This window comes from Bacillus sp. ES1-5, assembly GCF_022487605.1.
Classification (GTDB): Bacteria; Bacillota; Bacilli; order Bacillales; family Bacillaceae_G; genus Bacillus_A; species Bacillus_A wiedmannii.
Map to the genome: position 1 here is coordinate 125,536 of NZ_JAKVPU010000006.1, position 24,397 is coordinate 149,932.

General features: G+C 37.0%; 25 protein-coding genes and 1 other annotated feature. Of the genes, 24 read left to right on the top strand and 1 reads right to left on the bottom strand.

The genetic code is table 11. From position 1 onward, the window contains the following. Positions 1-108: 108 nt before the first annotated feature. Positions 109-328 (top strand) — a binding site (T-box leader). Between the two features lie 40 nt (positions 329-368). The 12 genes from alaS (at position 369) to MKO96_RS20070 (ending at position 12,456) form a co-directional block, all read left to right on the top strand. Continuing rightward, on the top strand, positions 369-3,011 hold the full coding sequence (alaS, locus tag MKO96_RS20015) for an alanine--tRNA ligase (RefSeq protein WP_098850397.1): 2,643 nt from the start codon (positions 369-371) through the stop codon (positions 3,009-3,011). A gap of 76 nt (positions 3,012-3,087) precedes the next feature. Further along, on the top strand, positions 3,088-3,354 hold the full coding sequence (locus MKO96_RS20020; RefSeq protein ID WP_000348590.1) for an IreB family regulatory phosphoprotein: 267 nt from the start codon (positions 3,088-3,090) through the stop codon (positions 3,352-3,354). 3 nt (positions 3,355-3,357) lie between these two features. Beyond that, positions 3,358-3,771, top strand: coding sequence for a Holliday junction resolvase RuvX (gene ruvX, locus MKO96_RS20025; RefSeq protein ID WP_087982086.1), 414 nt, complete (start codon positions 3,358-3,360; stop codon positions 3,769-3,771). A gap of 12 nt (positions 3,772-3,783) precedes the next feature. Continuing rightward, positions 3,784-4,062 carry a DUF1292 domain-containing protein gene (locus tag MKO96_RS20030; protein WP_000392246.1) on the top strand — a complete coding sequence of 93 codons (279 nt, stop codon included), beginning with the start codon at positions 3,784-3,786 and terminating at the stop codon, positions 4,060-4,062. 218 nt (positions 4,063-4,280) lie between these two features. Next, positions 4,281-5,351: an endolytic transglycosylase MltG gene (gene mltG / locus MKO96_RS20035; protein WP_240588440.1), complete on the top strand. Its 1,071-nt coding sequence runs from the start codon at positions 4,281-4,283 to the stop codon at positions 5,349-5,351. 202 nt (positions 5,352-5,553) lie between these two features. Then, positions 5,554-6,195, top strand: coding sequence for an O-methyltransferase (locus MKO96_RS20040; protein ID WP_000389088.1), 642 nt, complete (start codon positions 5,554-5,556; stop codon positions 6,193-6,195). A gap of 7 nt (positions 6,196-6,202) precedes the next feature. Beyond that, entirely contained in the window at positions 6,203-7,132 is a 930-nt protein-coding gene (locus MKO96_RS20045; RefSeq protein ID WP_087982080.1) for a peptidase U32 family protein, read from the top strand. Between the two features lie 18 nt (positions 7,133-7,150). Continuing rightward, positions 7,151-8,431 carry a peptidase U32 family protein gene (locus tag MKO96_RS20050; RefSeq protein ID WP_087982078.1) on the top strand — a complete coding sequence of 427 codons (1,281 nt, stop codon included), beginning with the start codon at positions 7,151-7,153 and terminating at the stop codon, positions 8,429-8,431. Between the two features lie 17 nt (positions 8,432-8,448). Then, entirely contained in the window at positions 8,449-9,087 is a 639-nt protein-coding gene (gene udk, locus MKO96_RS20055) for a uridine kinase (protein WP_087982076.1), read from the top strand. 279 nt (positions 9,088-9,366) lie between these two features. Then, on the top strand, positions 9,367-9,843 hold the full coding sequence (greA, locus tag MKO96_RS20060; RefSeq protein WP_087982074.1) for a transcription elongation factor GreA: 477 nt from the start codon (positions 9,367-9,369) through the stop codon (positions 9,841-9,843). Positions 9,844-9,934: 91 nt separating this feature from the next. Continuing rightward, a complete protein-coding gene (locus MKO96_RS20065; RefSeq protein WP_240588441.1) occupies positions 9,935-11,689 on the top strand; it encodes a peptidoglycan D,D-transpeptidase FtsI family protein in 1,755 nt (584 codons plus the stop codon). Between the two features lie 116 nt (positions 11,690-11,805). Then, positions 11,806-12,456 carry a YrrS family protein gene (locus tag MKO96_RS20070; RefSeq protein ID WP_240588442.1) on the top strand — a complete coding sequence of 217 codons (651 nt, stop codon included), beginning with the start codon at positions 11,806-11,808 and terminating at the stop codon, positions 12,454-12,456. Positions 12,457-12,491: 35 nt separating this feature from the next. Here MKO96_RS20070 and MKO96_RS20075 read toward each other — a convergent pair whose 3' ends face one another. Then, positions 12,492-12,707 (bottom strand): YrzA family protein, encoded by a 216-nt coding sequence (locus MKO96_RS20075; RefSeq protein WP_000010979.1) that lies wholly within the window; start codon positions 12,705-12,707, stop codon positions 12,492-12,494. 136 nt (positions 12,708-12,843) lie between these two features. On the opposite strand from MKO96_RS20075, the gene MKO96_RS20080 reads away from it, so the two are divergent. From MKO96_RS20080 to MKO96_RS20135, 12 genes are all read left to right on the top strand, one after another. Further along, positions 12,844-13,482 (top strand): class I SAM-dependent DNA methyltransferase, encoded by a 639-nt coding sequence (locus tag MKO96_RS20080; RefSeq protein ID WP_000536314.1) that lies wholly within the window; start codon positions 12,844-12,846, stop codon positions 13,480-13,482. 14 nt (positions 13,483-13,496) lie between these two features. Next, positions 13,497-14,192, top strand: coding sequence for a 5'-methylthioadenosine/S-adenosylhomocysteine nucleosidase (mtnN, locus tag MKO96_RS20085; protein ID WP_240588443.1), 696 nt, complete (start codon positions 13,497-13,499; stop codon positions 14,190-14,192). A gap of 82 nt (positions 14,193-14,274) precedes the next feature. Then, positions 14,275-15,198 (top strand): O-acetylserine dependent cystathionine beta-synthase, encoded by a 924-nt coding sequence (locus MKO96_RS20090; protein ID WP_240588444.1) that lies wholly within the window; start codon positions 14,275-14,277, stop codon positions 15,196-15,198. Positions 15,199-15,201: 3 nt separating this feature from the next. Further along, positions 15,202-16,335 carry a bifunctional cystathionine gamma-lyase/homocysteine desulfhydrase gene (locus tag MKO96_RS20095; RefSeq protein ID WP_240588445.1) on the top strand — a complete coding sequence of 378 codons (1,134 nt, stop codon included), beginning with the start codon at positions 15,202-15,204 and terminating at the stop codon, positions 16,333-16,335. Positions 16,336-16,594: 259 nt separating this feature from the next. Next, complete coding sequence (adhE, locus tag MKO96_RS20100) at positions 16,595-19,198, top strand: bifunctional acetaldehyde-CoA/alcohol dehydrogenase (protein WP_240588446.1); 2,604 nt, start codon at positions 16,595-16,597, stop codon at positions 19,196-19,198. Positions 19,199-19,324: 126 nt separating this feature from the next. After that, positions 19,325-19,552, top strand: coding sequence for a YrhC family protein (locus MKO96_RS20105; RefSeq protein WP_000661459.1), 228 nt, complete (start codon positions 19,325-19,327; stop codon positions 19,550-19,552). 155 nt (positions 19,553-19,707) lie between these two features. Beyond that, a complete protein-coding gene (locus tag MKO96_RS20110) occupies positions 19,708-20,655 on the top strand; it encodes an ABC transporter substrate-binding protein (RefSeq protein WP_240588447.1) in 948 nt (315 codons plus the stop codon). A 5-nt stretch (positions 20,656-20,660) separates the two neighbouring features. Then, positions 20,661-21,689: a FecCD family ABC transporter permease gene (locus MKO96_RS20115; RefSeq protein WP_240588448.1), complete on the top strand. Its 1,029-nt coding sequence runs from the start codon at positions 20,661-20,663 to the stop codon at positions 21,687-21,689. Further along, positions 21,676-22,494 carry an ABC transporter ATP-binding protein gene (locus MKO96_RS20120; RefSeq protein ID WP_048562253.1) on the top strand — a complete coding sequence of 273 codons (819 nt, stop codon included), beginning with the start codon at positions 21,676-21,678 and terminating at the stop codon, positions 22,492-22,494. The genes MKO96_RS20115 and MKO96_RS20120 overlap by 14 nt, the downstream gene beginning before the upstream one ends. Further along, the gene (locus MKO96_RS20125) at positions 22,461-22,856 is read left to right on the top strand and encodes an ankyrin repeat domain-containing protein (RefSeq protein WP_240588449.1); all 396 of its coding nucleotides are present in this window, start codon (positions 22,461-22,463) and stop codon (positions 22,854-22,856) included. Before MKO96_RS20120 ends, MKO96_RS20125 begins: the two co-directional genes overlap by 34 nt. 390 nt (positions 22,857-23,246) lie before the next feature. Continuing rightward, positions 23,247-23,825: a GNAT family N-acetyltransferase gene (locus MKO96_RS20130; RefSeq protein WP_240588496.1), complete on the top strand. Its 579-nt coding sequence runs from the start codon at positions 23,247-23,249 to the stop codon at positions 23,823-23,825. Between the two features lie 56 nt (positions 23,826-23,881). Further along, on the top strand, positions 23,882-24,340 hold the full coding sequence (locus MKO96_RS20135) for a GNAT family N-acetyltransferase (RefSeq protein WP_087982054.1): 459 nt from the start codon (positions 23,882-23,884) through the stop codon (positions 24,338-24,340). Positions 24,341-24,397: the final 57 nt, after the last annotated feature.

Consider the following 24,397-nt stretch of genomic DNA (forward strand, 5'->3'; position numbering starts at 1 on the left):
GAAAGGCTGTTAAGAATGAATAGTAGAATAACTATGGTTAATGCAATATAAATGATTATCTACATTGACAAACTTAAGAGAATTCTATTATATTTAGTCATATAATACATTAAATCAATGACGGAAAAAGTACGTTACAGCCCATTTATAGAGAGAAGCTTCCATATGGCTGAAAGAAGCTTTAAATGAAGGGTAACAGAAAGCTAATCCTGAGAGCAGCTAATCACTGCCGTCTTGCCACGTTACGGCACCATGAGGTGATGAATTGATTGTTATAATAATCAATTCATAATTAGGGTGGTATCGCGAGTTAACTCTCGTCCCTTTTATAGGGGCGGGAGTTTTTTATATTTAAGGAGGAAAATACAATGAAACAACTAACAGGCGCACAAATTCGTCAAATGTTTTTAGACTTTTTCCAAGAAAAAGGACATGCAGTAGAACCTAGTGCATCACTAGTTCCGCATGAAGATCCATCTCTGTTATGGATTAACAGTGGTGTAGCGACATTAAAAAAATATTTTGATGGACGTGTAATCCCGCAAAATCCACGTATTACAAATGCTCAAAAATCAATTCGTACAAACGATATTGAAAACGTAGGGAAAACAGCTCGTCACCATACATTCTTTGAAATGTTAGGAAACTTCTCAATCGGTGATTATTTTAAAGAAGAAGCAATTACTTGGGCTTGGGAATTTTTAACGAGCGACAAATGGATCGGATTCGATAAAGAATTACTATCAGTTACAATCCATCCAGAAGATGAAGAAGCATTCACAATTTGGAATGAAAAAATGGGTGTTCCAAAAGAGCGCATCATCCGTTTAGAAGAAAACTTCTGGGATATCGGTGAAGGACCAAGCGGACCGAATACAGAGATTTTCTATGACCGCGGAGAAGCTTATGGCAATGACTTTAGTGACCCAGAATTATATCCAGGCGGAGAAAACGAGCGTTACTTAGAAGTATGGAACCTTGTATTCTCTCAATTTAACCATAATCCAGACGGTTCATATACACCGCTTCCTAAGAAAAACATAGATACAGGGATGGGTCTAGAGCGTATGACATCTATCGTTCAAGATGTACCTACAAACTTTGACACAGACTTATTCATGCCGATGATTGGCGCAACAGAATCAATTTCTGGTGAGAAGTATCGTGATGGTGACTTAGAAAAAGATATGGCGTTTAAAGTAATTGCTGACCATATCCGTACAGTAACATTTGCTGTAGGTGACGGGGCTCTTCCATCTAACGAAGGCCGTGGTTATGTATTACGTCGTTTATTACGCCGCGCGGTTCGTTATTCGAAGAAATTAAACATCAACCGTCCATTCATGTTTGAATTAGTGCCGGTTGTTGGAGAAGTAATGAAAGACTTCTACCCAGAAGTACTTGAAAAGAAAGATTTCATAGCAAAAGTTGTGAAAAACGAAGAAGAGCGTTTCCATGAAACACTTCATGATGGGGAAGCAATTTTAGCTGAAGTTATCACAAAAGCAAAAGAAGAAAAAACAACTGTTATTTCTGGAGTAGATGCGTTCCGTCTATATGACACATACGGTTTCCCGATTGAATTAACAGAAGAATATGCAGAAGAAGCTGGTATGACAGTTGATCAGGAAGGCTTTGAAAGTGAAATGGAAAAACAACGTGAGCGCGCACGTGCTGCTCGTCAAGACGTTGATTCTATGCAAGTTCAAGGCGGTGTCCTTGGAGAAGTGAAAGTAGCGAGCGAGTTCGTTGGTTACGGTACAGTTGCAACAGAAAGTAACGTTGTTGCACTTGTAAAAAACGGTGAATACACAGATAGCTTACAAGCTGGTGAAGATGGGCAATTAATGCTTGATGTAACACCATTCTATGCTGAGAGCGGTGGACAAATTGCAGACCGCGGTTACCTTCTTGCTGACGGCGTGAAAGTACTTGTAAAAGACGTACAAAAAGCACCAAATGGTCAAAACTTACACAAAGTTGTTGTTGAAGAAGGTACATTAACGAAAGATGCGGCTGTGAAAGCTATTATCGACACGAAAAACCGCAGTAGCGTTGTGAAAAACCATACAGCAACTCACTTACTACACCAAGCATTAAAAGACGTACTTGGAACGCATGTTAACCAAGCAGGTTCTCTTGTAACTTCTGAACGTTTACGCTTTGATTTCTCTCACTTCGGTCAAGTACAAGCTGACGAATTAGAAAAAATTGAGCGTATGGTAAACGAGAAAATTTGGGAAAGTATTGATGTTGAGATTTCTCAAAAAGCAATTGAAGAAGCGAAAGAAATGGGCGCAATGGCATTATTCGGTGAAAAATACGGTGATGTTGTACGCGTTGTACAAGTAGGCGATTACAGCTTAGAGCTTTGCGGTGGTTGTCACGTTGATAACACAGCTTCAATCGGTATTTTCAAAATCGTTGCTGAGTCTGGTATCGGTGCAGGAACGCGTCGTATTGAAGCAGTAACTGGTAAATCTGCATACGAATTAATGAACGATCAAGTAGGTTTATTAAAAGAAGCAGCAGGAAAAATGAAAACAAATCCGAAAGATATTTTAACAAGAGTGGATGGTTTATTTGCTGAAGTAAAACAACTTCAAAAAGAAAACGAATCTCTTGCTGCAAAATTAAGCAATATTGAAGCTGGAAACTTAACTGATTCAGTAATGACAGTTGATGGCGTAAACGTATTAGCAGCGAAAGTAAACGTTGCAGATATGAACAACTTACGTACGATGATGGATGACCTGAAAAATAAATTAGAGTCTGCAGTTGTCGTATTAGCGTCTGTAAATGATGATAAAGTGAACATCTTAGCTGGCGTAACGAAAGATTTAATTAGCCAAGGTTACCATGCTGGTAAACTTGTGAAAGAAGTGGCTTCTCGTTGTGGCGGCGGTGGTGGTGGCCGTCCTGACATGGCTCAAGCTGGCGGTAAAAACCCAGCGCAAGTTGAGGAAGCTTTAGCATTTGTACAAGAGTACGTTAAATCTGTTTCAAAATAAAGAGATAGTAGTGTACAATGGTAGGGAGAGGAGAAGTTCTTCTCCCTATACTTACTATATAAGTGAGGTGCTTGAAATGGACGGTTTTGATAAAACAATGAAGTTTAGCATTCAAGATGAAAAACAGAGTGTCCATGTAAATGATGTGCTTTTAACTGTGTATGATGCACTTCAAGAAAAAGGCTATAATCCGATTAACCAAATCGTCGGTTATTTATTAAGTGGAGACCCAGCATACATACCTCGCCATAAAGATGCACGAAGCATCATTCGCAAGCTTGAACGTGATGAGTTAATTGAAGAGCTTGTGAAGTCGTACTTGAAACATCATCGTGAGGAGTAGTTTATGCGGATATTAGGTTTAGATGTAGGTACAAAAACAGTCGGAGTTGCAATGAGCGACGAAATGGGCTGGACAGCGCAAGGGCTGGAAACAATCAGGATTAACGAAGAACGAGGCCACTTTGGTTTTGACCGTATTTCTGAGTTAGTAAACCAGTACAATGTGGACAAAATAGTAGTAGGTTTACCTAAAAATATGAATGGTACAATTGGCCCACGTGGTGAAGCGTGCCAGCAATTTGCAGAAAACCTGCGAAATCTGTTACAATTAGAAGTTGTAATGTGGGACGAGCGTTTGTCAACGATGGCAGCGGAACGTCTGCTCATTTCAGCTGATGTGAGTCGTAAGAAGCGAAAACAGGTAATCGATAAGATGGCTGCAGTCGTAATCTTACAAGGATTTTTAGATAGTAAATAAGAGGTGACCAAAATGGAAGAAAATCAAATTACAATTGTAGACGAAAAAGGTAACGAACATTTATGTGAAATTATTTTCACTTTTGATGCTGAAAAATTTGGCAAAAAATCATACGTAGTCTTCTCTCCAATCGGTGAAGTAGACGAAGATGGAGACCAAATTTATGATGCAATGGCTTATGAGCAAAATGAAGAAGAGGGCGGAAGTTTACTTCCAATCGAATCTGAAGAAGAGTGGGAAATGGTACAAGAAATGTTCAACACTCTAGCTGATGAGCAAGAAGCTGAATAATAAGTACTGAAAGATGGACGACATATAGTCCATCTTTTTTTATATGTAAAATGAAAGATTTTTTGTCGAAACTGTGTAAACCTTTGTAGTATAATGAGACGGATTGTAGAAAAATAAAGTGTCTATCTAAAAAAGATAAATAAATTTATTGTGTTTTTATATCGTGTTGTATAGGAAGATATACATACGGTCTACAATTTAATTAAGGAGGAAGAGTGTTGATAGAGAATCAAGTGAAAAAAAAGCGTAGACGTCTTTTTTTATTTTCGATTATTGCACTGCTTTTAGTTTGTGGTTCAGTCTATGCGTATATTTCATCCGCATTAGGACCAGTTGATAGCGGGAATAAAAAAGAGATTGAAGTAGAAATTCCAAAAGGATCATCTACTAGTAAAATTGGTGAGATTTTAGAAGAAAAAGGTGCTGTGAAAAACGGTACAGTTTTTAGTTTTTATACAAAGGCTAAATCGAAAAATTTACAAGCGGGTACATATTTATTAAATCCTTCAATGAGTGCCTCAGATGTTATTGAACAAATGTCATCTGGTAATGTACATCGTCCAGCTCTTTATAAAGTGACGATAAAAGAAGGTGCACAAGTAACTGAAATTGCAGAAACGGTTGCAAACGAATTAAAGTGGAATAAAGATGATGTCGTACGCCAATTAAATGACAAAGCATTTATTCAAAAAATGCAGCAAAAGTATCCGAAGTTGTTAACGGATAAAATCTTTGATAGCAATATTAAATACCCATTAGAAGGTTACTTATATCCTGCGACGTACTCTTTCTATAAAAAAGATACGACGTTAGAAGAAATTGTAATTCCAATGCTTGAGAAAACGAATGCAATCGTAGTTCAAAACGAGGCAAAAATGAAAGCGAAAAACTGGGATGTTCATCAGCTTTTAACATTGTCTTCACTTATTGAAGAAGAGGCAACAGGCTTTACAGATCGTCAAAAAATCTCTAGTGTCTTTTATAATCGTTTGGCAAAAGGTATGCCACTGCAAACTGATCCAACGGTATTATACGCACTTGGAAAGCATAAACAACGTGTATTATACGAAGATTTAAAGATAAACTCACCGTACAATACGTATGTTGTGAAAGGATTGCCAGTTGGTCCGATTGCAAACTCTGGTAAACATTCAGTTGAGGCGGCGTTAGAACCTGCGCAAACAGATTATTATTATTTCTTAGCTGCACCAACTGGTGAAGTGTACTATGCGAAAACATTGGAAGAGCATAATGCATTAAAGCAAAAATATATTACGAAAAAACAGTGAAATGGGGAGGGATAGCGAAAAAGGTCGCACATCCCTCTTTTTTGTGGTAAAATATATCGGGTTAAAAACTGGCAGAAGAATCGTTTTTAATATCAAAACGGGACGTACAAGCTAAGGGTGAAACTGGCTTGTATTTTTATTGCATTCTATGTGTGAAAAGACGTCATAGAGGCACTTCTCCATGTAAATAAGGAGGACCATTATGGAGGATGCAGTTAACGAGTACCTATTATCATTTATTGATCCAAAAGATAAATTAATTCTTGAAATGGAAGACTATGCGAAAGAAAATCATGTGCCGATTATGGATCGACTTGGAATGGAATTTATGTTGCAATTTTTACGTTTAATTGGACCAAAAAGCATTTTAGAGCTCGGTACAGCAATTGGTTATTCTAGTATTCGTATGATGCAAGCTATTCCAAATTCTCACATTGTGACAGTTGAACGCAATCGCGAGCGATATGAAAAAGCACTTGAATATATAGAATGTTCACCAGTTAAAGAGCGTATTTCCGTTATTTACGGTGATGCGTTAGAAACAGGCGAGCAAGTAGAAAAACATGGAACGTTTGACGTTATTTTTATTGATGCAGCAAAAGGACAATATCGTCGCTTTTTTGACTTATATGAACCGTTATTAAATCCTGGTGGCGTAATTATTTCAGATAATGTTATGTACCATGGCCTTGTAACGACAAAAGAGAAAATTGAAAACAGACGTACACGTGGTTTAATTCGTCGTATTAAGACGTACAATGAATGGCTTATGAACCATGAAGGATATGATACAACGATTTTCCCAATTGGTGATGGAGTAGCTGTTAGTAAAAAGAGAGGGTGACCAAGGTATGAAGAAACCTGAATTGTTAGTAACGCCAAAAGCAGTAGTGGATATCGAACCTCTTGCGAAAGCAGGAGCAGATGCGGTAATGATCGGTGAGCAAAAGTTTGGTTTACGTTTAGCAGGGGAATTTTCACGTGAAGATGTGAAACAAGCTGTGAAGATTGCGCATGAAAATGGTGTAAAAGTATACGTAGCAATGAACGCTATGTTCCACAATGATAAAGTAGACGAATTAACAGATTATGTTGCATTTTTAAACGAAGTAAGTGTAGATGCAATTGTTTTCGGAGACCCAGCAGTATTAATGGCGGTCCGAGAAGTAGCGCCAAATATGCAATTGCACTGGAATACAGAAACAACAGCAACAAACTGGTTTACTTGTAACTACTGGGGACAAAGAGGAGCAAAACGAGCTGTATTAGCTCGTGAGCTTAGTTTAGATGAAATTGTTGAATTAAAAGAAAATGCTGAAGTGGAACTTGAAGTACAAATTCACGGTATGACTTGTATGTTCCAATCGAAGCGTTCCTTAGTAGGAAACTACTTTGAGTATCAAGGACGTAATCTTGACATTGAAAAGAAAAAATATGAAGAGAATATGTTCTTATATGACCCAGAGCGTAACAATAAATATCCAATTTATGAAGATGAAAATGGTACTCACATTATGAGTCCAAACGATATTTGTTTCATCGATGAGTTAGAAGAACTAATGGACGCTGAAGTCGCTAGCTTAAAAGTTGATGGTGTACTAAAAAGCTCTGCATACATTATTGAGGTAACGAAGAAATATCGTAAAGCAATTGATTTATGTGTAGAAGATCGTGATGCGTATTATGACGTGAAAGACGATTTATATAAAGAGATAGAAGAAATGCAACCAGTAAATCGTCCGTTAGATACAGGATTCTTCTTTAAAGAGACGGTTTACTAAACGAGGAGGGTGTAGGAAATGACTGTACAAGAAATTTCACGAGTAGTTGATGGCAAACGCGTTATTGTGAAGAAACCTGAACTGTTAATCCCTGCGGGTAACTTAGAAAAATTAAAAGTAGCTATCCATTATGGGGCAGATGCTGTATATTTAGGTGGACAAGAATTTGGTCTTCGTTCGAATGCAGGTAACTTTACACTGGAAGATATGGCAGAAGGTGTTGAATTTGCAAAGAAATATGGAGCAAAAATATATGTAACAACAAATATCTTTGCACATAATGAGAATATGGACGGGCTAGAGGAATATTTAAAAGGGATTGAAAAAGCTGGCGTAACGGGAATTATCGTTGCTGATCCGCTTATTATTGAGACTTGTAAACGTGTAGCGCCTTCTGTTGAAGTGCATCTAAGTACACAACAATCACTATCCAACTGGAAAGCAGCACAGTATTGGAAAGAAGAAGGTTTACATCGTCTCGTATTAGCTCGTGAAGCAAGCTATGAAGAAATGAAAGAAATTAAAGAAAAAGTGGATATTGAAATTGAAGCATTCGTCCATGGTGCAATGTGTATCGCATATTCAGGCAGATGTACGTTGAGTAACCATATGACAGCACGTGACTCTAACCGTGGTGGTTGTTGTCAATCTTGCCGTTGGGACTATGATTTAGTTCAAACAGTATCACAACATAAAGATGCAAAAGAGCTGCCTCTATTCCAAGAAGAAGATGCTCACTTTGCAATGAGTCCAAAAGACTTAAATTTAATTTTATCAATTCCGAAAATGATTGAAATTGGAATTGATAGCTTAAAAGTTGAAGGACGTATGAAATCAATCCATTACGTAGCGACTGTAGCAACGGTATACCGTAAAGTAATTGATGCGTATTGTGCGGATCCGGATAATTTTGAGTTTAAACAAGAATGGTTAGATGAGCTTGATAAATGTGCAAATCGTGATACAGCTCCCGCATTCTTTGAAGGGGTTCCAGGACATCAAGAGCAAATGTTTGGAAATCATAGTAAGAAAACAACGTATGATTTCGCTGGTTTAGTGTTAGATTATAATGAAGAAACGGGCATTGTAACGATTGAGCAACGTAATCATTTCAAACCAGGACATGAAGTGGAGTTCTTTGGGCCAGAAATAGAAAACTTTACGCAGACGGTGGAGAAAATTTGGGATGAGGATGGAAACGAATTAGATGCAGCGAGACATCCGTTGCAAATCGTGAAATTCAAAGTGGATCAACCAGTGTATGTGAATAATATGATGCGCAAAAGCATACTTCAATAAGAAAGAGTGATAGTCGAATGGGGACGAATAAGCCTGTTGTAATTGGAATTGCTGGTGGTTCGGGATCAGGTAAAACGAGTGTAACGAAAGCGATTTTTGACCATTTTAAAGGTCATTCTATTTTAATCTTAGAGCAAGATTATTATTACAAAGATCAAAGCCATTTACCAATGGAAGAGCGTTTAAAAACAAATTATGATCATCCGCTTGCGTTTGATAATGATCTGTTAATTGAACATTTGCAGCAGTTGCTTGCATATGAGCAAATTGATAAGCCTGTATATGACTATACATTGCATACGCGTTCAGAAGAAGTTATTCCAGTTGAGCCGAAAGATGTAATCATTTTAGAAGGAATTCTTATTTTAGAAGACCCACGTCTTTGTGAGATAATGGACATTAAGCTATTCGTTGATACAGATGCAGATCTTCGTATTTTACGCCGCATGCAGCGTGATATTAAAGAGCGCGGTCGTACGATGGATTCAGTTGTTGATCAATACGTAAGTGTTGTACGTCCAATGCACAATCAATTTATTGAGCCTTCTAAGAAATTTGCGGATATTATTATCCCTGAAGGTGGACAAAACCATGTTGCAATTGATATTATGGTGACAAAAATTGCAACAATTCTTGAACAAAAAGTAAATTTGTAATAGCATAGTAAAAGATATACGATAGGAAGGGATTTTTTCCCTTCCTATCGAATACAATGAAACATGCAACCTCATCTATATATAGGTGAGGGCATATTTATATCAACTTTCCATACATATCTTCTTTATATAAAGAAGAATTGGGAATACGGGGTTGTATGTGACAACTCCGCTAGTACAGGCGTGCTAGAAACCTCCGCTATACATATAAGTGGGGGAGTTTTCATATGGAACTCCTCTTTTTTTTCGGGGGATTGGTATATAAAAGGAGTGGAAAATATGGCAACAGAAAAAACATACCCTATGACGCAAGAGGGTAAGCAAAAGCTAGAGAACGAACTTGAAGATTTAAAAACGGTAAAACGTAAAGAGGTTGTAGAGCGAATTAAGATTGCACGTAGCTTCGGAGATCTTTCTGAGAACTCTGAGTACGATGCAGCAAAAGATGAGCAAGCGTTCGTAGAAGGACGTATTACACAATTAGAAAACATGATTCGTAACGCAGTTATCATCACAGATAACGGCGAAGAATCTACAGTTGTTACATTAGGTAAAACAGTAACATTTAAAGAGTTACCAGGTGGAGATGAAGAATCTTACACAATCGTAGGTAGCGCAGAAGCAGATCCATTTGAAGGAAGAATTTCTAACGATTCTCCAATTGCAAGAAGCTTATTAGGTAAGCAAATTGGTGAGAAGGTAGCAATCCAAACTCCAGGTGGAGAAATGCAAGTAGAGATTATCTCTGTAAAATAATAAAAAATCACTCGTGTAAAAGCGAGTGATTTTTTTATTTGTATAAAAGATGAAACACTCCGTCCAAACTATAATAGACGAGGTGTTTTTTATGAAAATAAAACGGAGAATTACAATTGTTTTAATTTGTTTTATATGTATCATGTTTATTTTACTTTGTCGTTTAATTCAAATACAAATTATAGCTACAGAATCATTTACAGATCGTAAGATAAATTTAATTGAAAAAAGTGTTACACAACGGACGCAGTCCATTACGGTAGATGATGGACGAGGCCATTTTATAGATCGGAACGGTAAGGAAATAGGTGAGAAAAAGTATCCTGTTTTAATTGTTTTTCCATTTCTACAAATAAAAAATGACATGTTAGAGAAAATTGCGCATATCATTGGTGTGTCGAGACAAGAGATTGAAAGTCAAATGAAAGACAAGAAAAGTGCATTTATACTGCAAAGGGGAAATGGTCCATTTCGATTGGCACGAGAGCAGATGGAGAAGGTAAATCAATTAAATGTATTAGGTATTGTAGCAGCTGAAGTTCGTTTACGGCAAACTGGCACGATGAATCATTTAATTGGTGATGTGGGGGAGAATGAACGAGAATTTCAAAAACGATACGGAGAAGCAAGAAAAATTTCAAGGCAAACGCCAATTGGCATTTCAGGATTGCAGCAATCATTTGATGAATTTCTTTTGACCGATGGAGAGGCGAAAGTATTGTATCAAGTGGACCGACAAGGAGAACCGATTTTTGGAAAACAAGCGAAATATACTGCGCCTGGAAATCCGTTTTATCCAGTGACGATTCAAACAACTTTACATAACAGGTTACAGCAAAAAGCAGAGGAAGTGGTTGAAGCAAGCGAAATAAAGAAGGGGGGATTAGTATTACTTGATGTAAAGACAAATGAAATTTTAGCGATGGTCAGTAAACCATCTGTGCAGGTGAAGGATGAGCGTTTATATACAACTACACTTGAAAATCAAATGTTGACACCACATTTTCCCGGTTCTGTTTTTAAAACAATAGTTGCAGCGGCAGTGATTGATCAAAATGAAAATGTGTTTAATCGTACATTTAATTGTAATCAAGATTTATATGGTGAAGACCACCCACAAGTTATGATGGGTACACTTAGTTTTAAAGAGAGCTTTGCTAGAAGCTGTAACAGGACATTTTCAGAGTTAGGTAATGAGCTAATACAAAAGGATAAGATGGTGTTAGAAACTTACGTAGCAGCGTTAGGAGCCGCTGGTAAGGTTGGATGGAAAGGTTCTGTATTTCATACAACTCATTTTGAGCAAATGCCAGAGGAGAAGAGGGTTACGATTTGGGGTAGTGAAGGAAATAAGAATAGTAAAAAGGCTGTAGCGCAAACAGCAATTGGACAGAAAGATGTACGTATGTCACCTCTAGCGATTGCAAATATGATGGCGACAATTGCTAGAGATGGAGAAAAGATGGAAGTGAAAGCTGTGGAAAAAATAATGTATAAAAATGGAACGGACTTCTATACATTTGAAGACCATACATTAGGTGGAAAACAGCTTTCGTATGAAGCGGTGAAAACATTACAAGAGTTATTAAGGGGCGTTGTAACAACGGAGAAAGGAACGGGATCCGCATTCAGGTCGTTACCACTAAGTGTCGCTGGAAAATCTGGGACAGCGCAAACAGGAAAAGGGACGAAAGTGAATCGTTGGTTTGCAGGTTATTTTCCATATGAAAATCCAAGATATGCTTTAGTTGTCGTGGATATAGAGACGAATAGTAATGGAAATAAAGTTATACCTATTTTCAAAGCTATCGTAGAATCAATCTATCGATTAGAGATTGAAAAGTAATCTTGCAATTCATAGTGAAATGTTTTCATTTCGTGAAAATATTATTGTAAATGTTCAACCTTTCTAGATTTAATGTTACAATAGCAAGTATGAAAAACTGCATGGAGGTTTGAAGAATGGCAGGAGGATCTAGATTCCAACAGAAACAACAAAAACGTCGTCAAAACGGTGTTTTAAATATTGCAATTGCAATTGTATTAATATTAGTAGCTATTGTATCATATCAATTGTTTGTTCCTGAAAGAAAAGAACAAGCGTCTTCTAGTGATAAAAAAGCAGCTCAGCAAACAACGAAAGAGAATAAGTCTGAGAAAGCTAAAGGCAAAGAAGAGACGAAGAAGAACGAGCAAGATAAGACAGAGGCTAAGAAGAAGGAAGAAGAAGAGAAGCAAAAGGCTGAGGAAGAAAAGAAAAAAGCTGAAGAAGAAGCGAAAGCTAACGAGAAAGCACCAGCTGAAAAAACACAGTCACAGGCAACAGATGCTTATACGAAATCTTCTTGGAAGCCAGTAGGTACAGAGCAAGGTGCAACACCTGCGATGACGTTTAAAAAAGGTACAGCAGATTGGAATGAGATGAATCAAGCGATTTCAGCTGCAATTGACGTTCCAGTAAATCAATTAGTTATCCATAGAATTGGAAATAACGGTAAGAATAAAGCTTACGGTAACGTACAAGATAAACAATCAGGTAAAAAATATTATGTGAATATTGATTGGGTAGACAATGAGGGCTGGAAACCAGTACTTGTTCAAACTCTAAACTAAAAAAGAGAGGCTCCTTAGGAGCTTCTCTTTTTTAGTTAGCGTAATTTCTTTAATTTAAAATGAACAACCGCGCTATAATATGGTCTTTTGCTTTCGGGATCCATAACCATTTGATGCGAGATATGATGAACTTCAAGCATAAGTGCTTTATTATTATCGATTTGTTCACTAATTTTTCGTTCCAAAGAAGCTAAGTCTCCTGCTTCGAAAAACTCTATTTTATCTTCTAACATTTCAAAGGTAAATGACACGAAGACGACCCCTCTCCTATGTAATCAACTATAGTGTAACAAAGAAAAGAAGGAAATACCATGTACATTTCAATTGACATTTTTAGCAAGAGGGAATATCATACTGATAAAACCGATAAGAAAAAGGGGAATTTTTATGGGGACAGAATTTAATGGTTTATTTGATGAGTGGGCTCATACGTACGACTCATTTGTACAAGGCGAAGATATACAATATAAAGAAGTTTTCGCCCATTATGAGGACATTCTAGAGGATGTAGTTAACAAGTCATTTGGTAATGTATTAGAATTTGGTGTTGGTACTGGCAATTTAACAAATAAATTATTGTTTGCTGGACGCACAGTTTACGGTATAGAACCGTCACGTGAAATGCGCATGATTGCAAAAGAGAAATTGCCAAAAGAATTTTCCATTACAGAAGGTGATTTTCTTTCGTTTGAAGTCCCAAATTCAATTGATACCATAGTAAGCACCTACGCATTTCATCATTTAACAGATGATGAAAAAAATGTAGCGATTGCGAAGTATAGTCAATTGCTAAACAAAGGTGGTAAAATAGTGTTTGCTGATACGATATTTGCAGATCAAGATGCATATGATAAAACTGTTGAAACAGCAAAACAAAGAGGTTTCCATCAGTTAGCAAACGATTTGCAAACGGAATACTATACACGTATTCCAGTCATGCAGTCTATTTTTGAAAACAATGGCTTCCATGTAACGTTTACGAGATTAAATCATTTCGTTTGGGTAATGGAGGCAACTAAGCAATAGAAAGAGGGATTAGATTGAGAATTGCTGTAATTGGAGCAATGGAAGAAGAAGTACGTATTTTACGTGACAAATTAGAACAAGCAGAAACAGAAACGGTTGCGGGTTGTGAATTTACGAAAGGACAATTAGCAGGACATGAAGTAATCTTGTTAAAGTCTGGTATTGGTAAAGTAAATGCAGCGATGTCAACGACAATTTTATTAGAAAGATATAAGCCTGAAAAAATAATTAATACTGGTTCAGCTGGTGGCTTCCATCATTCTCTAAACGTTGGAGATGTAGTTATTTCAACAGAAGTTCGTCATCATGACGTAGATGTAACAGCATTTAACTATGAGTATGGTCAAGTACCAGGAATGCCTCCTGGATTCAAGGCTGATGAAGCATTAGTTGCATTAGCTGAGAAATGTATGCAGGCAGAAGAAAATATTCAAGTTGTAAAAGGTATGATTGCAACAGGTGATTCATTTATGAGTGATCCGAACCGCGTTGCAGCAATTCGTGATAAATTTGAAGACCTTTATGCAGTAGAAATGGAAGCAGCAGCTGTTGCACAAGTATGCCACCAATATGAAGTTCCGTTTGTTATTATTCGTGCACTTTCTGATATTGCTGGTAAAGAATCAAATGTTTCATTTGATCAATTTTTAGATCAAGCGGCTCTTCATTCTACAAACTTTATCGTAAAAGTACTAGAAGAGTTAAAGTAATGTAACAAAAAGGCAACTGTCTCATATAAAGAAAATACATACAGTTGCCTTTTCTTTATTGGCAAATAAGGGGGAGAACACGATGAATGTATATCGTGGAGTTCATGAGTTGATTGGTCATACACCAATTGTAGAAATTACTCGTTTTTCACTTCCAGAAGGGGTCCGTTTATTTGCAAAGCTTGAATTTTATAACCCAGGTGGAAGCGTTAAGGACCGTTTAGGAAGAGAATTAATCGAAGATGCGCTAGAAAAAGGGCTTGTTACCCAGGGTGGAACAATTATTGAACCGACTGCTGGAAATACTGGTATTGGACTGGCACTTGCAGCGTTACAACATGATTTACGCGTTATTGTTTGTGTACCAGAGAAATTTAGTATTGAAAAACAAGAATTAATGAAAGCACTAGGCGCAACGGTCGTGCATACACCGACTGAGCAAGGAATGACCGGCGCAATTGCAAAAGCAAAAGAATTAGTAAATGAAATACCGAATTCATACTCTCCAAGTCAGTTTGCGAATGAAGCAAACCCTCGTGCGTATTTCAAAACACTAGGTCCTGAACTTTGGGATGCACTAAATGGAGAGATTAACATATTTGTTGCTGGTGCAGGGACTGGCGGTACGTTTATGGGAACTGCGTCTTATTTAAAAGAGAAGAATATTGATATTAAAACGGTTATTGTAGAACCAGAAGGATCTATTTTAAATGGTGGTAAGGCAGGTTCGCATGAAACAGAAGGAATTGGTCTTGAATTTATCCCGCCATTTTTAAAAACATCTTATTTTGATGAAATTTATACAATTTCTGATCGAAATGCATTTTTACGTGTAAAAGAATTAGCGCAAAAAGAAGGTCTTCTCGTTGGAAGTTCTTCAGGAGCAGCATTTCATGCAAGCTTACTTGAGGCGGAGAAGGCAAAACCAGGTACAAATATTGTAACGATTTTTCCTGATAGTAGTGAGCGCTATTTAAGTAAAGACATATACAAAGGATGGGAATAAAAAATGAGAGCAAAGACAAAGTTAATTCATGGTATTCGCATAGGAGAACCTTCAACTGGATCTGTAAACGTACCGATTTATCAAACAAGTACGTACAAACAAGAAGCAGTTGGTAAGCATCAAGGATATGAATATTCACGTACAGGCAATCCAACACGTGCAGCTTTAGAAGAAATGATTGCTGTATTAGAAAACGGTCATGCTGGTTTTGCATTTGGCTCAGGAATGGCTGCTATTACAGCTACAATTATGTTGTTCTCAAAAGGTGACCACGTTATTTTAACAGATGATGTGTATGGTGGAACGTACCGCGTTATCACGAAAGTATTAAATCGCTTCGGTATTGAGCATACATTTGTAGATACAACCAACTTAGAGGAAGTTGTAGAAGCAATTCGTCCAAACACGAAAGCGATTTATGTGGAAACACCAACGAACCCATTACTGAAAATTACTGATATTAAGAAAATGTCTACTCTTGCTAAAGAGAAAGATTTATTAACAATTATCGATAACACATTCATGACGCCATATTGGCAGTCACCGATTACTTTAGGAGCAGACATTGTACTTCATAGTGCAACGAAATATTTAGGAGGGCATAGTGACGTAGTTGCAGGCCTAGTAGTTGTAAATAGCCCGCAATTAGCAGAAGACCTTCATTTTGTACAAAACTCAACAGGAGGCATTCTTGGCCCACAAGATAGCTTCTTACTACTTCGTGGTTTAAAAACATTAGGAATTCGAATGGAAGAGCATGAAACGAATTCACGCGCAATTGCTGAGTTTTTAAATAACCATCCAAAAGTAAATAAAGTATATTACCCAGGTCTTGAGTCACATCAAAACCATGAACTTGCAACAGAACAAGCAAATGGATTTGGTGCTATTATCTCATTTGATGTAGATAGCGAAGAAACATTAAATAAAGTACTTGAGAAATTACAATACTTTACACTTGCTGAAAGTTTAGGAGCAGTAGAAAGTTTAATTTCTATCCCATCTCAAATGACACATGCATCAATCCCAGCAGATCGCCGCAAAGAATTAGGAATTACAGATACATTAATTCGTATTTCTGTCGGTATTGAAGACGGTGAAGATTTAATTGAAGATCTAGCACAAGCACTAGCATAATAAAAATGCACTGCTCATATAGGCAGTGCATTTTTATTACATCATTTTGTGAAAAATTTCACAAAATAGACATACACAAATGAAATTATTTCATGTATATTAAATTCATGAAATGTTAATCACGAACAAACTTGTGAAATGTTTCACAAACAATGAGGTTCATGTAGGAAAGCAACTCTATTTTTTTTGCGCTAATCGGGACTTATTATGACCTATAGGGTCTTATTTAGTCCAAGATAGCAGAATAGGAGGAATTTACATGGTAGTCAAAGAGAAAGTTGTAAATGAAATGCAGGAAGTAAAAGAGATGATTGATACGTTAGTGAATAACGGTCGAAAGGCTTTACAAGCATTAGAAGGTTTTACACAAGAGCAAATTGACAACATTGTTCATGAAATGGCATTAGCGGGTGTGGATCAACATATGCCGCTTGCGAAGTTGGCTGTTGAAGAAACGGGTCGTGGTGTATATGAAGATAAATGCATTAAAAATATTTTTGCTACTGAATATATTTGGCATAGTATAAAGAAAGATAAAACAGTAGGGATTATCCACGAAGATCCTCATGAAGAAATAATAGAAATTGCTGAACCTGTCGGTGTAGTAGCTGGGGTAACGCCAGTAACGAATCCAACATCGACAACAATGTTTAAAGCATTGATCGCGATAAAAACGAGAAATCCAATTATTTTCGCATTTCATCCTTCAGCACAAAACTGTTCCATTGCAGCAGCGAAAACAGTATATGACGCTGCGGTGAAGGCCGGGGCACCAAAACATTGTATTCAGTGGATTGAAAGACCTTCTGTCGAAGCAACGAAACAATTAATGAACCATGAAGGGGTTGCGCTTGTTTTGGCCACTGGAGGAGCAGGTATGGTGAAATCAGCTTATTCTACGGGAAAACCAGCACTAGGTGTAGGTCCTGGTAATGTACCATGTTATATAGAGAAATCAGCGCATATAAAACGAGCAGTTAATGATTTAATTTTATCAAAAACATTTGATAACGGTATGATTTGTGCATCAGAACAAGCAATCATTGTAGATAAGGAAATTTATGATGATGTGAAAACAGAAATGATTGCAAATAATTGTTACTTTGTAACAGAGGAAGAGAGAAGAAAATTAGAAAAGCTTGTTATTAATGAAAATACATGTGCAGTAAATAGTGATATTGTAGGGAAGTCCGCACAGTATATTGCCGAATTAGTTGGAATTACTGTACCTGAAAATACAAAAATGCTTGTAGCTGAAATACAAGGTATCGGAGCAGCATATCCACTATCTCGTGAGAAGTTGAGTCCAGTATTAGCTTGTGTAAAAGCAAATTCATTAGAAGAAGGATTTACATATTGCGAAAACATGTTAAATCTTGGTGGTTTAGGACATTCAGCAGTCATTCATTCTACAAATAAAGAAGTACAAAAACAGTTTGGGTTACGTATGAAAGCTTGCCGTCTTATTGTAAACGCCCCTTCATCACAAGGTGGAATCGGTGACATATATAATGGATTTATTCCATCACTTACGCTCGGTTGCGGCTCGTATGGGAAAAACTCAGTTTCTCAAAACGTAACAGCGACGCATTTATTAAATATAAAAAGGTTGGCAAATAGAAAAAAGAATATGCAGTGGTTCAAATTACCACCAAAAATTTATTTTGAAAAACATGCGACAGCATATTTAGCAAATATGCCTAACATTTCACGTGCATTTATTGTAACGGATCCAGGAATGGTTGAGCACGGATATGTAGATACGGTTACGCATTATTTACGTAAACATGCAAATGATGTAAAAGTCGAAGTTTTCTTTGAGGTCGAGCCAGATCCATCAGATGAAACTGTGTTTAAAGGTGCGGAAATGATGAGAAGTTTTAAGCCAGATGTAATTATCGCACTTGGTGGTGGTTCAGCTATGGATGCAGCGAAAGGGATGTGGCTTTTCTATGAGCACCCAGAAACAACATTCTATGGAATTAAACAGAAGTTTTTAGATATAAGAAAACGTACATGTAAATATCCGGAATTAGGAAGTAAGGCGCAGTTTGTTGCTATTCCAACAACATCAGGAACAGGATCAGAAGTGACACCATTTGCGGTTATTACAGATAAGAAAAATAATATAAAGTATCCGCTCGCGGATTATGAATTAACACCAGATGTAGCAATTGTTGATCCACAGTTTGTAATGACAGTACCACCACATGTAACAGCAGACACTGGTATGGACGTATTAACGCATGCAATCGAGGCGTATGTGTCTGTTCTAGCAAATGACTATACAGATGGATTAGCATTAAAGGCCATTGATCTCGTATTTAAATATTTACCAAGAGCATTTAAAGATGGAAATGACGAAGAAGCACGAGAAAAAATGCATAATGCTTCTGCAATCGCAGGGATGGCATTTGCAAATGCTTTCTTAGGTATTAATCACAGCTTAGCACATAAAATTGGACCGGAATTTCATATTCCACATGGGCGTGCAAATGCAATTCTTATGCCGCACGTAGTTCGCTATAATGCTATTAAGCCAAGAAAACACGCATTGTTCCCAAAATATGAGCACTTTGTAGCTGATGAACGCTATGCACATATTGCGAGAATGCTCGGGCTTCCAGCAGGCTCGACAGCAGAAGGTGTGGAATCACTCGTCCAAGCAATTATTGAGCTTGGAAAAAGCTTAAATATAAATATGAGTATTGCAGGACAAGGAGTTGCTAAAGACCAATTTGAAGAGGTTGTTGGATTATTAGCAGAAAGAGCTTTTGAAGATCAATGTACAACAGCTAATCCAAAATTACCTCTCATTTCAGAGTTGAAAGAAATTTATATGGAAGCATATAAAGGGGAGTAATGGTTATGAAAGAGTCGCAATAAAGCGGCTCTTTTTCATTTGGAAAACATCTCCCAGAATGGCTGTATTTACTGGTCTTTAAGTTTAATAGAATATGATACAGTGAAATAGAGGAGTGAGAATATAATGAAAGAATTACAAGGAAAAATAGAAGATTATACTCGGTTTGGACAAATCCTTCTCGCTGTAAGTACATTGTTAATGGTTGGCTTATTGATTCCGAATGGAGCAAAAGAAACAATACAATCTTTTGTTATGATGGGGAGCACCATTATATTTTTAAGTTTATCATTCTTTTTCTTTCAGCGTGTGAAAGTGATGCGAGATCAGTTAGAGGGAAATGAATGTGAGTAATATTATGAAATAGAGCACTATGAAAAGAACGAATCTTTTTGTAGTGCTTTTTGTTTTTGTAAAAAATGTATGCGGTTTATGTTGACAATGATAATCCTTATCAATTAAAGTAGAATAGTAGTTAATGATTATCATTATCAGTTAGAGGTGAAAGAATGAAAAAATCTATTACGCTATTCACAGCGATTTTATCTATTTTTTTCTTGTTAATAGGTTGCAGTGCAAAAGGAGACGAAAAAGCATCTACAACAAAAACAGAAAAAGGAAAAGAGAAAATCGAAGTTACCGACCTGTCAGGAAGAAAGGTAACATTCGATAAAGTGCCAGAGAGTTTTGCAACATTAAGTATGGGGGACATGAATATTATTCATGCTTTAGGCGGAAAAATAGTAGGTCGTCCGGATGCAAAAATAACTCTTCCAGAGGATTTAAAGAAAGTACAAGTAATCGGGAATGCACATCAACCGAATTTTGAGCAAATCGCTAGTTTAAAACCGGATGTACTTATTGCTAACAATGGGTTTCAAAAGAATGTTCCAACGGTTGAAGGACAAGGAACGAAAGTAATGATTTCTTCTGCGAATTCTGTACAAGATATTCAAAAGAATATTGAACTATATGGAACGATTATGAAGAAAGAAGATAAAGCAAAAGAACTTAATCAAAAAATCAATGATCAAATGAAGACATATGAGAAAAAAAGCGATGTGAAAGCATTGCTAGTGTATGGAGCACCAGGTACTTATTTAGCAGCATTACCAACATCTTTATCAGGTGATATTTTAGAAAAAACAGGCGGGAAAAATATTGCAGCTGATTTTCCGGAAATGAAGGAATATCCGCAATATGCGCAGCTAAGTGTAGAACGTATTATTGAGGCAAATCCAGATGTGATTTATTTAATTACACATGGAGATCCAAATAGCGTTAAAAAAGCATTTGAAGGCGAAATGATGAAAAATGAAGCGTGGAAAAATTTAGATGCAGTAAAACAAAATCGTGTAGTTATTTTGCCACCAGACTTATTTGGATCAAATCCTGGAACAAAAGTTACAGAAGCAATGGGCTTTATGTATAAAAGTATACAAGATGTAAGGAAATGATACGTATGGAAAGTAGTGAAGTAGTAAGAGAAAAGGAACATCCTTTTGCGAAAAAAAGATGGATAATAGCAGTTACTTTAGTTGTATTAACGATTCTAGGTCTTTTTTACGGTCTTTTCGCAGGAAGCCTATCCTTTTCTTTACGAGAAATTCTAACAGGGATACAAGATGAAGGTTCGACGGTTCATCGAATTGTATGGGACCTTCGTATACCGAGAGTGCTCGTTGGATTTATAGTAGGAACATGTTTAGCAGCATCTGGTGCACTGCTGCAAGGGGTTATGAGAAATCCTCTTGCAGACCCTGGTATTATCGGGGTTTCATCTGGAGCAGGCCTTGTAGCAATTGTAATTATGATTTTATTCCCTCAGCATATGGCATTTTTACCGCTCGGGGCGTTTGTAGGAGCTTTCATAACGGCGATGGTCATTTATGCTTTATCATGGCAAAAAGGGGCACCGCCTTCAAGGATTGTCTTAGTAGGTGTATCAATCAATGCATTAATTGGTGCAGCGACGTCAGCGTTAATGTTATTACATAGTGACAAAGTACAATCGGTGTTACCTTGGTTAGCAGGTGGCATTGGTGGTGTCAGTTGGGCACATTTAAACATGATTATTTATTATGCAATATTGGCTATTATATTAGCCTTCTTTGGTATAAAGCATATTCGAGTATTAATGCTTGGAGATGAAATGGCGAAATTATTAGGTCATAACGTGGAGAGAAGCCGGTTTTATTTAATAGTAGTAAGTACACTATTAGCTGGAATTGCAGTTAGTGTTTCTGGTCTTATTGGATTTGTCGGTCTTGTTGTACCACATATGTTACGTTTATTAGTTGGAAATGACTATAAATATTTACTGCCATTATCATGCCTTGGCGGAGGGATATTACTTGTTTTCGCGGATGCGATAGCTCGAAGTTGGTTCGATCCAATTGAATTGCCTGTTGGTATCTTATTATCCTTCTTAGGCGGTCCGTTCTTCTTATATTTAATTCATAGAGGAGGAAGACAACGTGATTTCCGTTAATAAAGTGTTTTACGCACATTCTGAAAGATTTCAAATGCAAAATATGAATGTACATATTAAAGCTGGAGAGGTCGTTAGTTTAATTGGACCGAATGGATCAGGGAAATCTACTTTGCTTCGTTTAATGGCAAGACTACTTAAACAAAGCGAAGGGGATATCATTTTAGATGGAAAAAGTATTCATACGATGAAAAGTGCCGATGTAGCGAAGCAATTAGCGATGTTACCACAAATGCATGATCATCAATTAGATTTAACAGTGAAAGAATTAATCGAATTTGGAAGGGGACCTCATAAATCATGGAGAGGTGGTTTAAATAAAGACGATGAAGAAATTGTTGATTGGGCATTGTCTGTTACAAATCTTGAAGGGTATGAATATCGTCTTTTGCAATCTTTATCAGGAGGAGAAAGACAACGTGCCTGGATTGCAATGACGCTAGCACAACGCACAAATGTCTTATTATTAGATGAGCCAACAACCTTTTTAGATATCGTTCATCAGTTGGAAGTAATGGAACTTGTGAAACGGTTAAACGAGGAGTTTGGCATGACGATTGTAATGGTTTTACATGATATTAACCAAGCGGCTCAATATAGTGATCGTTTACTCGTATTAAAGCGAGGACAGCTTCAGTATGACGGTATACCAGAAGAAGTGTTATGTCATGAAATGTTTCAACGTGTGTTCGGCATAGAGGTAGATATTTTTCAAGGAAGTGACAAGCCATTTTTCACACCAAAACGAATTTCTAAAAAAGGAGGAGCAAGATGCGAACAGAAGAATGTATTACCACTGAGTTAGTAAGAGAATTTGTTATGGCAGCTCACGGAGATTTAGAAAAAGTACAAGAACTGTTGGCTGAATCGCCAAGCTTACTTCATGCCTCGTACAATTGGGGCGGATCAGATTGGGAAAGTGCGTTAGGAGCAGCGGCACATGTAGGTCGTAAAGATATTGCTCTTTATTTACTAGAAAAGGGTGCTCGAATGGATATTTTCGCGGCCGCGATGCTCGGAGAATTAGAAGTTGTACAAGCTATTTTAGTAGCACAATCAGAGGCATTGCGTGCATCGGGTCCACATGGTATTTCCCTTCTTCAACATGCACGAATGGGTGGAGAAAAAGCACAGCGTGTATTTGAGTACTTAACAGTGATCTCTTAATGACCGCAAAGGTTCTTATGTGCGGTAAACTTTTCACTTTCATATAATTGAAAAGTTTACCGCCCGTTAGAACGGGATAAGTATCTAGTATATTTGAAAATCCTACACCCCCTCAATTGTAGTTTTCGTTATGCTAGTTATGATATGGATACAGTAGACAATATTTGTCTACTGTCTTTTTTAATTCTTTAAAGATTGAATATTTTGTATTTATTCGTTAGTTCATTTAGCCCACTATTTGTGGGCAGTAAGACTCCAGCCTCAAAATTCAGCTAGAGAAAAGAAGTTAGGCGGGAGGTCCACTGTCCGTAAATATTTGATTGGTGAAGGCTAATAATGAGTGAGGATGAACAAAAACGCCACACTGATTAAAGTTTCACTTTATAATAGATAGTAACAATTCATATACATACAAAACATGATCGTGTAGTTAGGTACAAATTCGCGGGAAGGAGTGCAGAGATGTTTCATACAGATCGTTTACAAATTCGCAAATATACAATGGATGATTTGCAGTTCTATGCTTCGCTATGGGGAAATGAGAAGGTAATGCGCTATATTGGAAATGGGACGTTAAAAACATATATGCAATGTAAAAAAAGTTTGGAGGAGTGGGTGATTCCTAGCTATAAAAACGGTCTTGGTTTATTTGTATTGATTGAAAAGGAAACGGGAATACGAATTGGTCATGCAGGGTTAGTAAAGCAGCAGATAGATGGAAAAGAAGAAATTGAAATTGGTTATTGGTTATTACCTCAGTATTGGGGAAAAGGGTATGCGAAAGAAGCAGCAGCAGCATTTCGAGACTATGGCTTCCAATCGTTACGAATGAATAAATTAATTTCTCTTATTAATCCGGATCACCCCGCCTCAATCTTTGTTGCTAGAAAAACAGGGCTTAGTTATGAGAAAACAACTTCATTTCATGGGATGGACGTTCTTGTTTATTCCATTAAACGCGTTGGATGAAAAAAGGTAAATTGCATCTTTTGAAGAATGGTATATAAAAATAAAGGGGGGATTACATGTATATTTATCATAATGGTCTTATTATTCGTGAGGGAACGAATGGTGTGCCAGCATATGCAATTAAAACTTTATTCGAAGATGCTGGTTGGAGTAATGATAATATCCCTTCTTGGCAAATTGAAAAATTCACGATAGCATTTGAAAATTCAACATGGGCATTCACAATTTGGGATGAAGAAGAGATGATTGCGATGGTTAGAGTCATTTCTGATGGAATCATGATCGCGAACATAGTAAATTTAGTTGTGAAATGTGAATATAGAGGGAAGGGATTAGGTAAGAAACTTGTCGCTCTTTGTTTGCAAAAGTTGCCACATGGAGACTGGTTTGCACATACATCTGCGAGTAATTTTGATTTTTATAGAAGTTGTGGTTTTGAGGTGAGAGAGTTATCGAAAAATGGAACATGTGCGTACTACGGGTATCAAGTAGCAAAAAAAGATGGGCACCGATAAAAGTAAGATAGTGTAGAAAAAGGATCGCTATTTTAATAATATAAACTGAACTGAGAC

What these genes read in the sequence shown, in the direction of transcription:
- MKO96_RS20020 (WP_000348590.1), top strand. Translation starts at nt 3,088, where the DNA reads ATGGACGGTTTTGATAAAACAATGAAGTTTAGCATTCAAGATGAAAAA.
- greA (WP_087982074.1), top strand. Translation starts at nt 9,367, where the DNA reads ATGGCAACAGAAAAAACATACCCTATGACGCAAGAGGGTAAGCAAAAG.
- MKO96_RS20045 (WP_087982080.1), top strand. Translation starts at nt 6,203, where the DNA reads ATGAAGAAACCTGAATTGTTAGTAACGCCAAAAGCAGTAGTGGATATC.
- MKO96_RS20125 (WP_240588449.1), top strand. Translation starts at nt 22,461, where the DNA reads ATGCGAACAGAAGAATGTATTACCACTGAGTTAGTAAGAGAATTTGTT.
- MKO96_RS20095 (WP_240588445.1), top strand. Translation starts at nt 15,202, where the DNA reads ATGAGAGCAAAGACAAAGTTAATTCATGGTATTCGCATAGGAGAACCT.
- MKO96_RS20050 (WP_087982078.1), top strand. Translation starts at nt 7,151, where the DNA reads ATGACTGTACAAGAAATTTCACGAGTAGTTGATGGCAAACGCGTTATT.
- MKO96_RS20115 (WP_240588448.1), top strand. Translation starts at nt 20,661, where the DNA reads ATGGAAAGTAGTGAAGTAGTAAGAGAAAAGGAACATCCTTTTGCGAAA.
- MKO96_RS20090 (WP_240588444.1), top strand. Translation starts at nt 14,275, where the DNA reads ATGAATGTATATCGTGGAGTTCATGAGTTGATTGGTCATACACCAATT.
- MKO96_RS20065 (WP_240588441.1), top strand. Translation starts at nt 9,935, where the DNA reads ATGAAAATAAAACGGAGAATTACAATTGTTTTAATTTGTTTTATATGT.
- MKO96_RS20135 (WP_087982054.1), top strand. Translation starts at nt 23,882, where the DNA reads ATGTATATTTATCATAATGGTCTTATTATTCGTGAGGGAACGAATGGT.
- MKO96_RS20040 (WP_000389088.1), top strand. Translation starts at nt 5,554, where the DNA reads ATGGAGGATGCAGTTAACGAGTACCTATTATCATTTATTGATCCAAAA.
- MKO96_RS20080 (WP_000536314.1), top strand. Translation starts at nt 12,844, where the DNA reads ATGGGGACAGAATTTAATGGTTTATTTGATGAGTGGGCTCATACGTAC.
- udk (WP_087982076.1), top strand. Translation starts at nt 8,449, where the DNA reads ATGGGGACGAATAAGCCTGTTGTAATTGGAATTGCTGGTGGTTCGGGA.
- alaS (WP_098850397.1), top strand. Translation starts at nt 369, where the DNA reads ATGAAACAACTAACAGGCGCACAAATTCGTCAAATGTTTTTAGACTTT.
- MKO96_RS20070 (WP_240588442.1), top strand. Translation starts at nt 11,806, where the DNA reads ATGGCAGGAGGATCTAGATTCCAACAGAAACAACAAAAACGTCGTCAA.
- adhE (WP_240588446.1), top strand. Translation starts at nt 16,595, where the DNA reads ATGGTAGTCAAAGAGAAAGTTGTAAATGAAATGCAGGAAGTAAAAGAG.
- MKO96_RS20105 (WP_000661459.1), top strand. Translation starts at nt 19,325, where the DNA reads ATGAAAGAATTACAAGGAAAAATAGAAGATTATACTCGGTTTGGACAA.
- MKO96_RS20110 (WP_240588447.1), top strand. Translation starts at nt 19,708, where the DNA reads ATGAAAAAATCTATTACGCTATTCACAGCGATTTTATCTATTTTTTTC.
- MKO96_RS20030 (WP_000392246.1), top strand. Translation starts at nt 3,784, where the DNA reads ATGGAAGAAAATCAAATTACAATTGTAGACGAAAAAGGTAACGAACAT.
- ruvX (WP_087982086.1), top strand. Translation starts at nt 3,358, where the DNA reads ATGCGGATATTAGGTTTAGATGTAGGTACAAAAACAGTCGGAGTTGCA.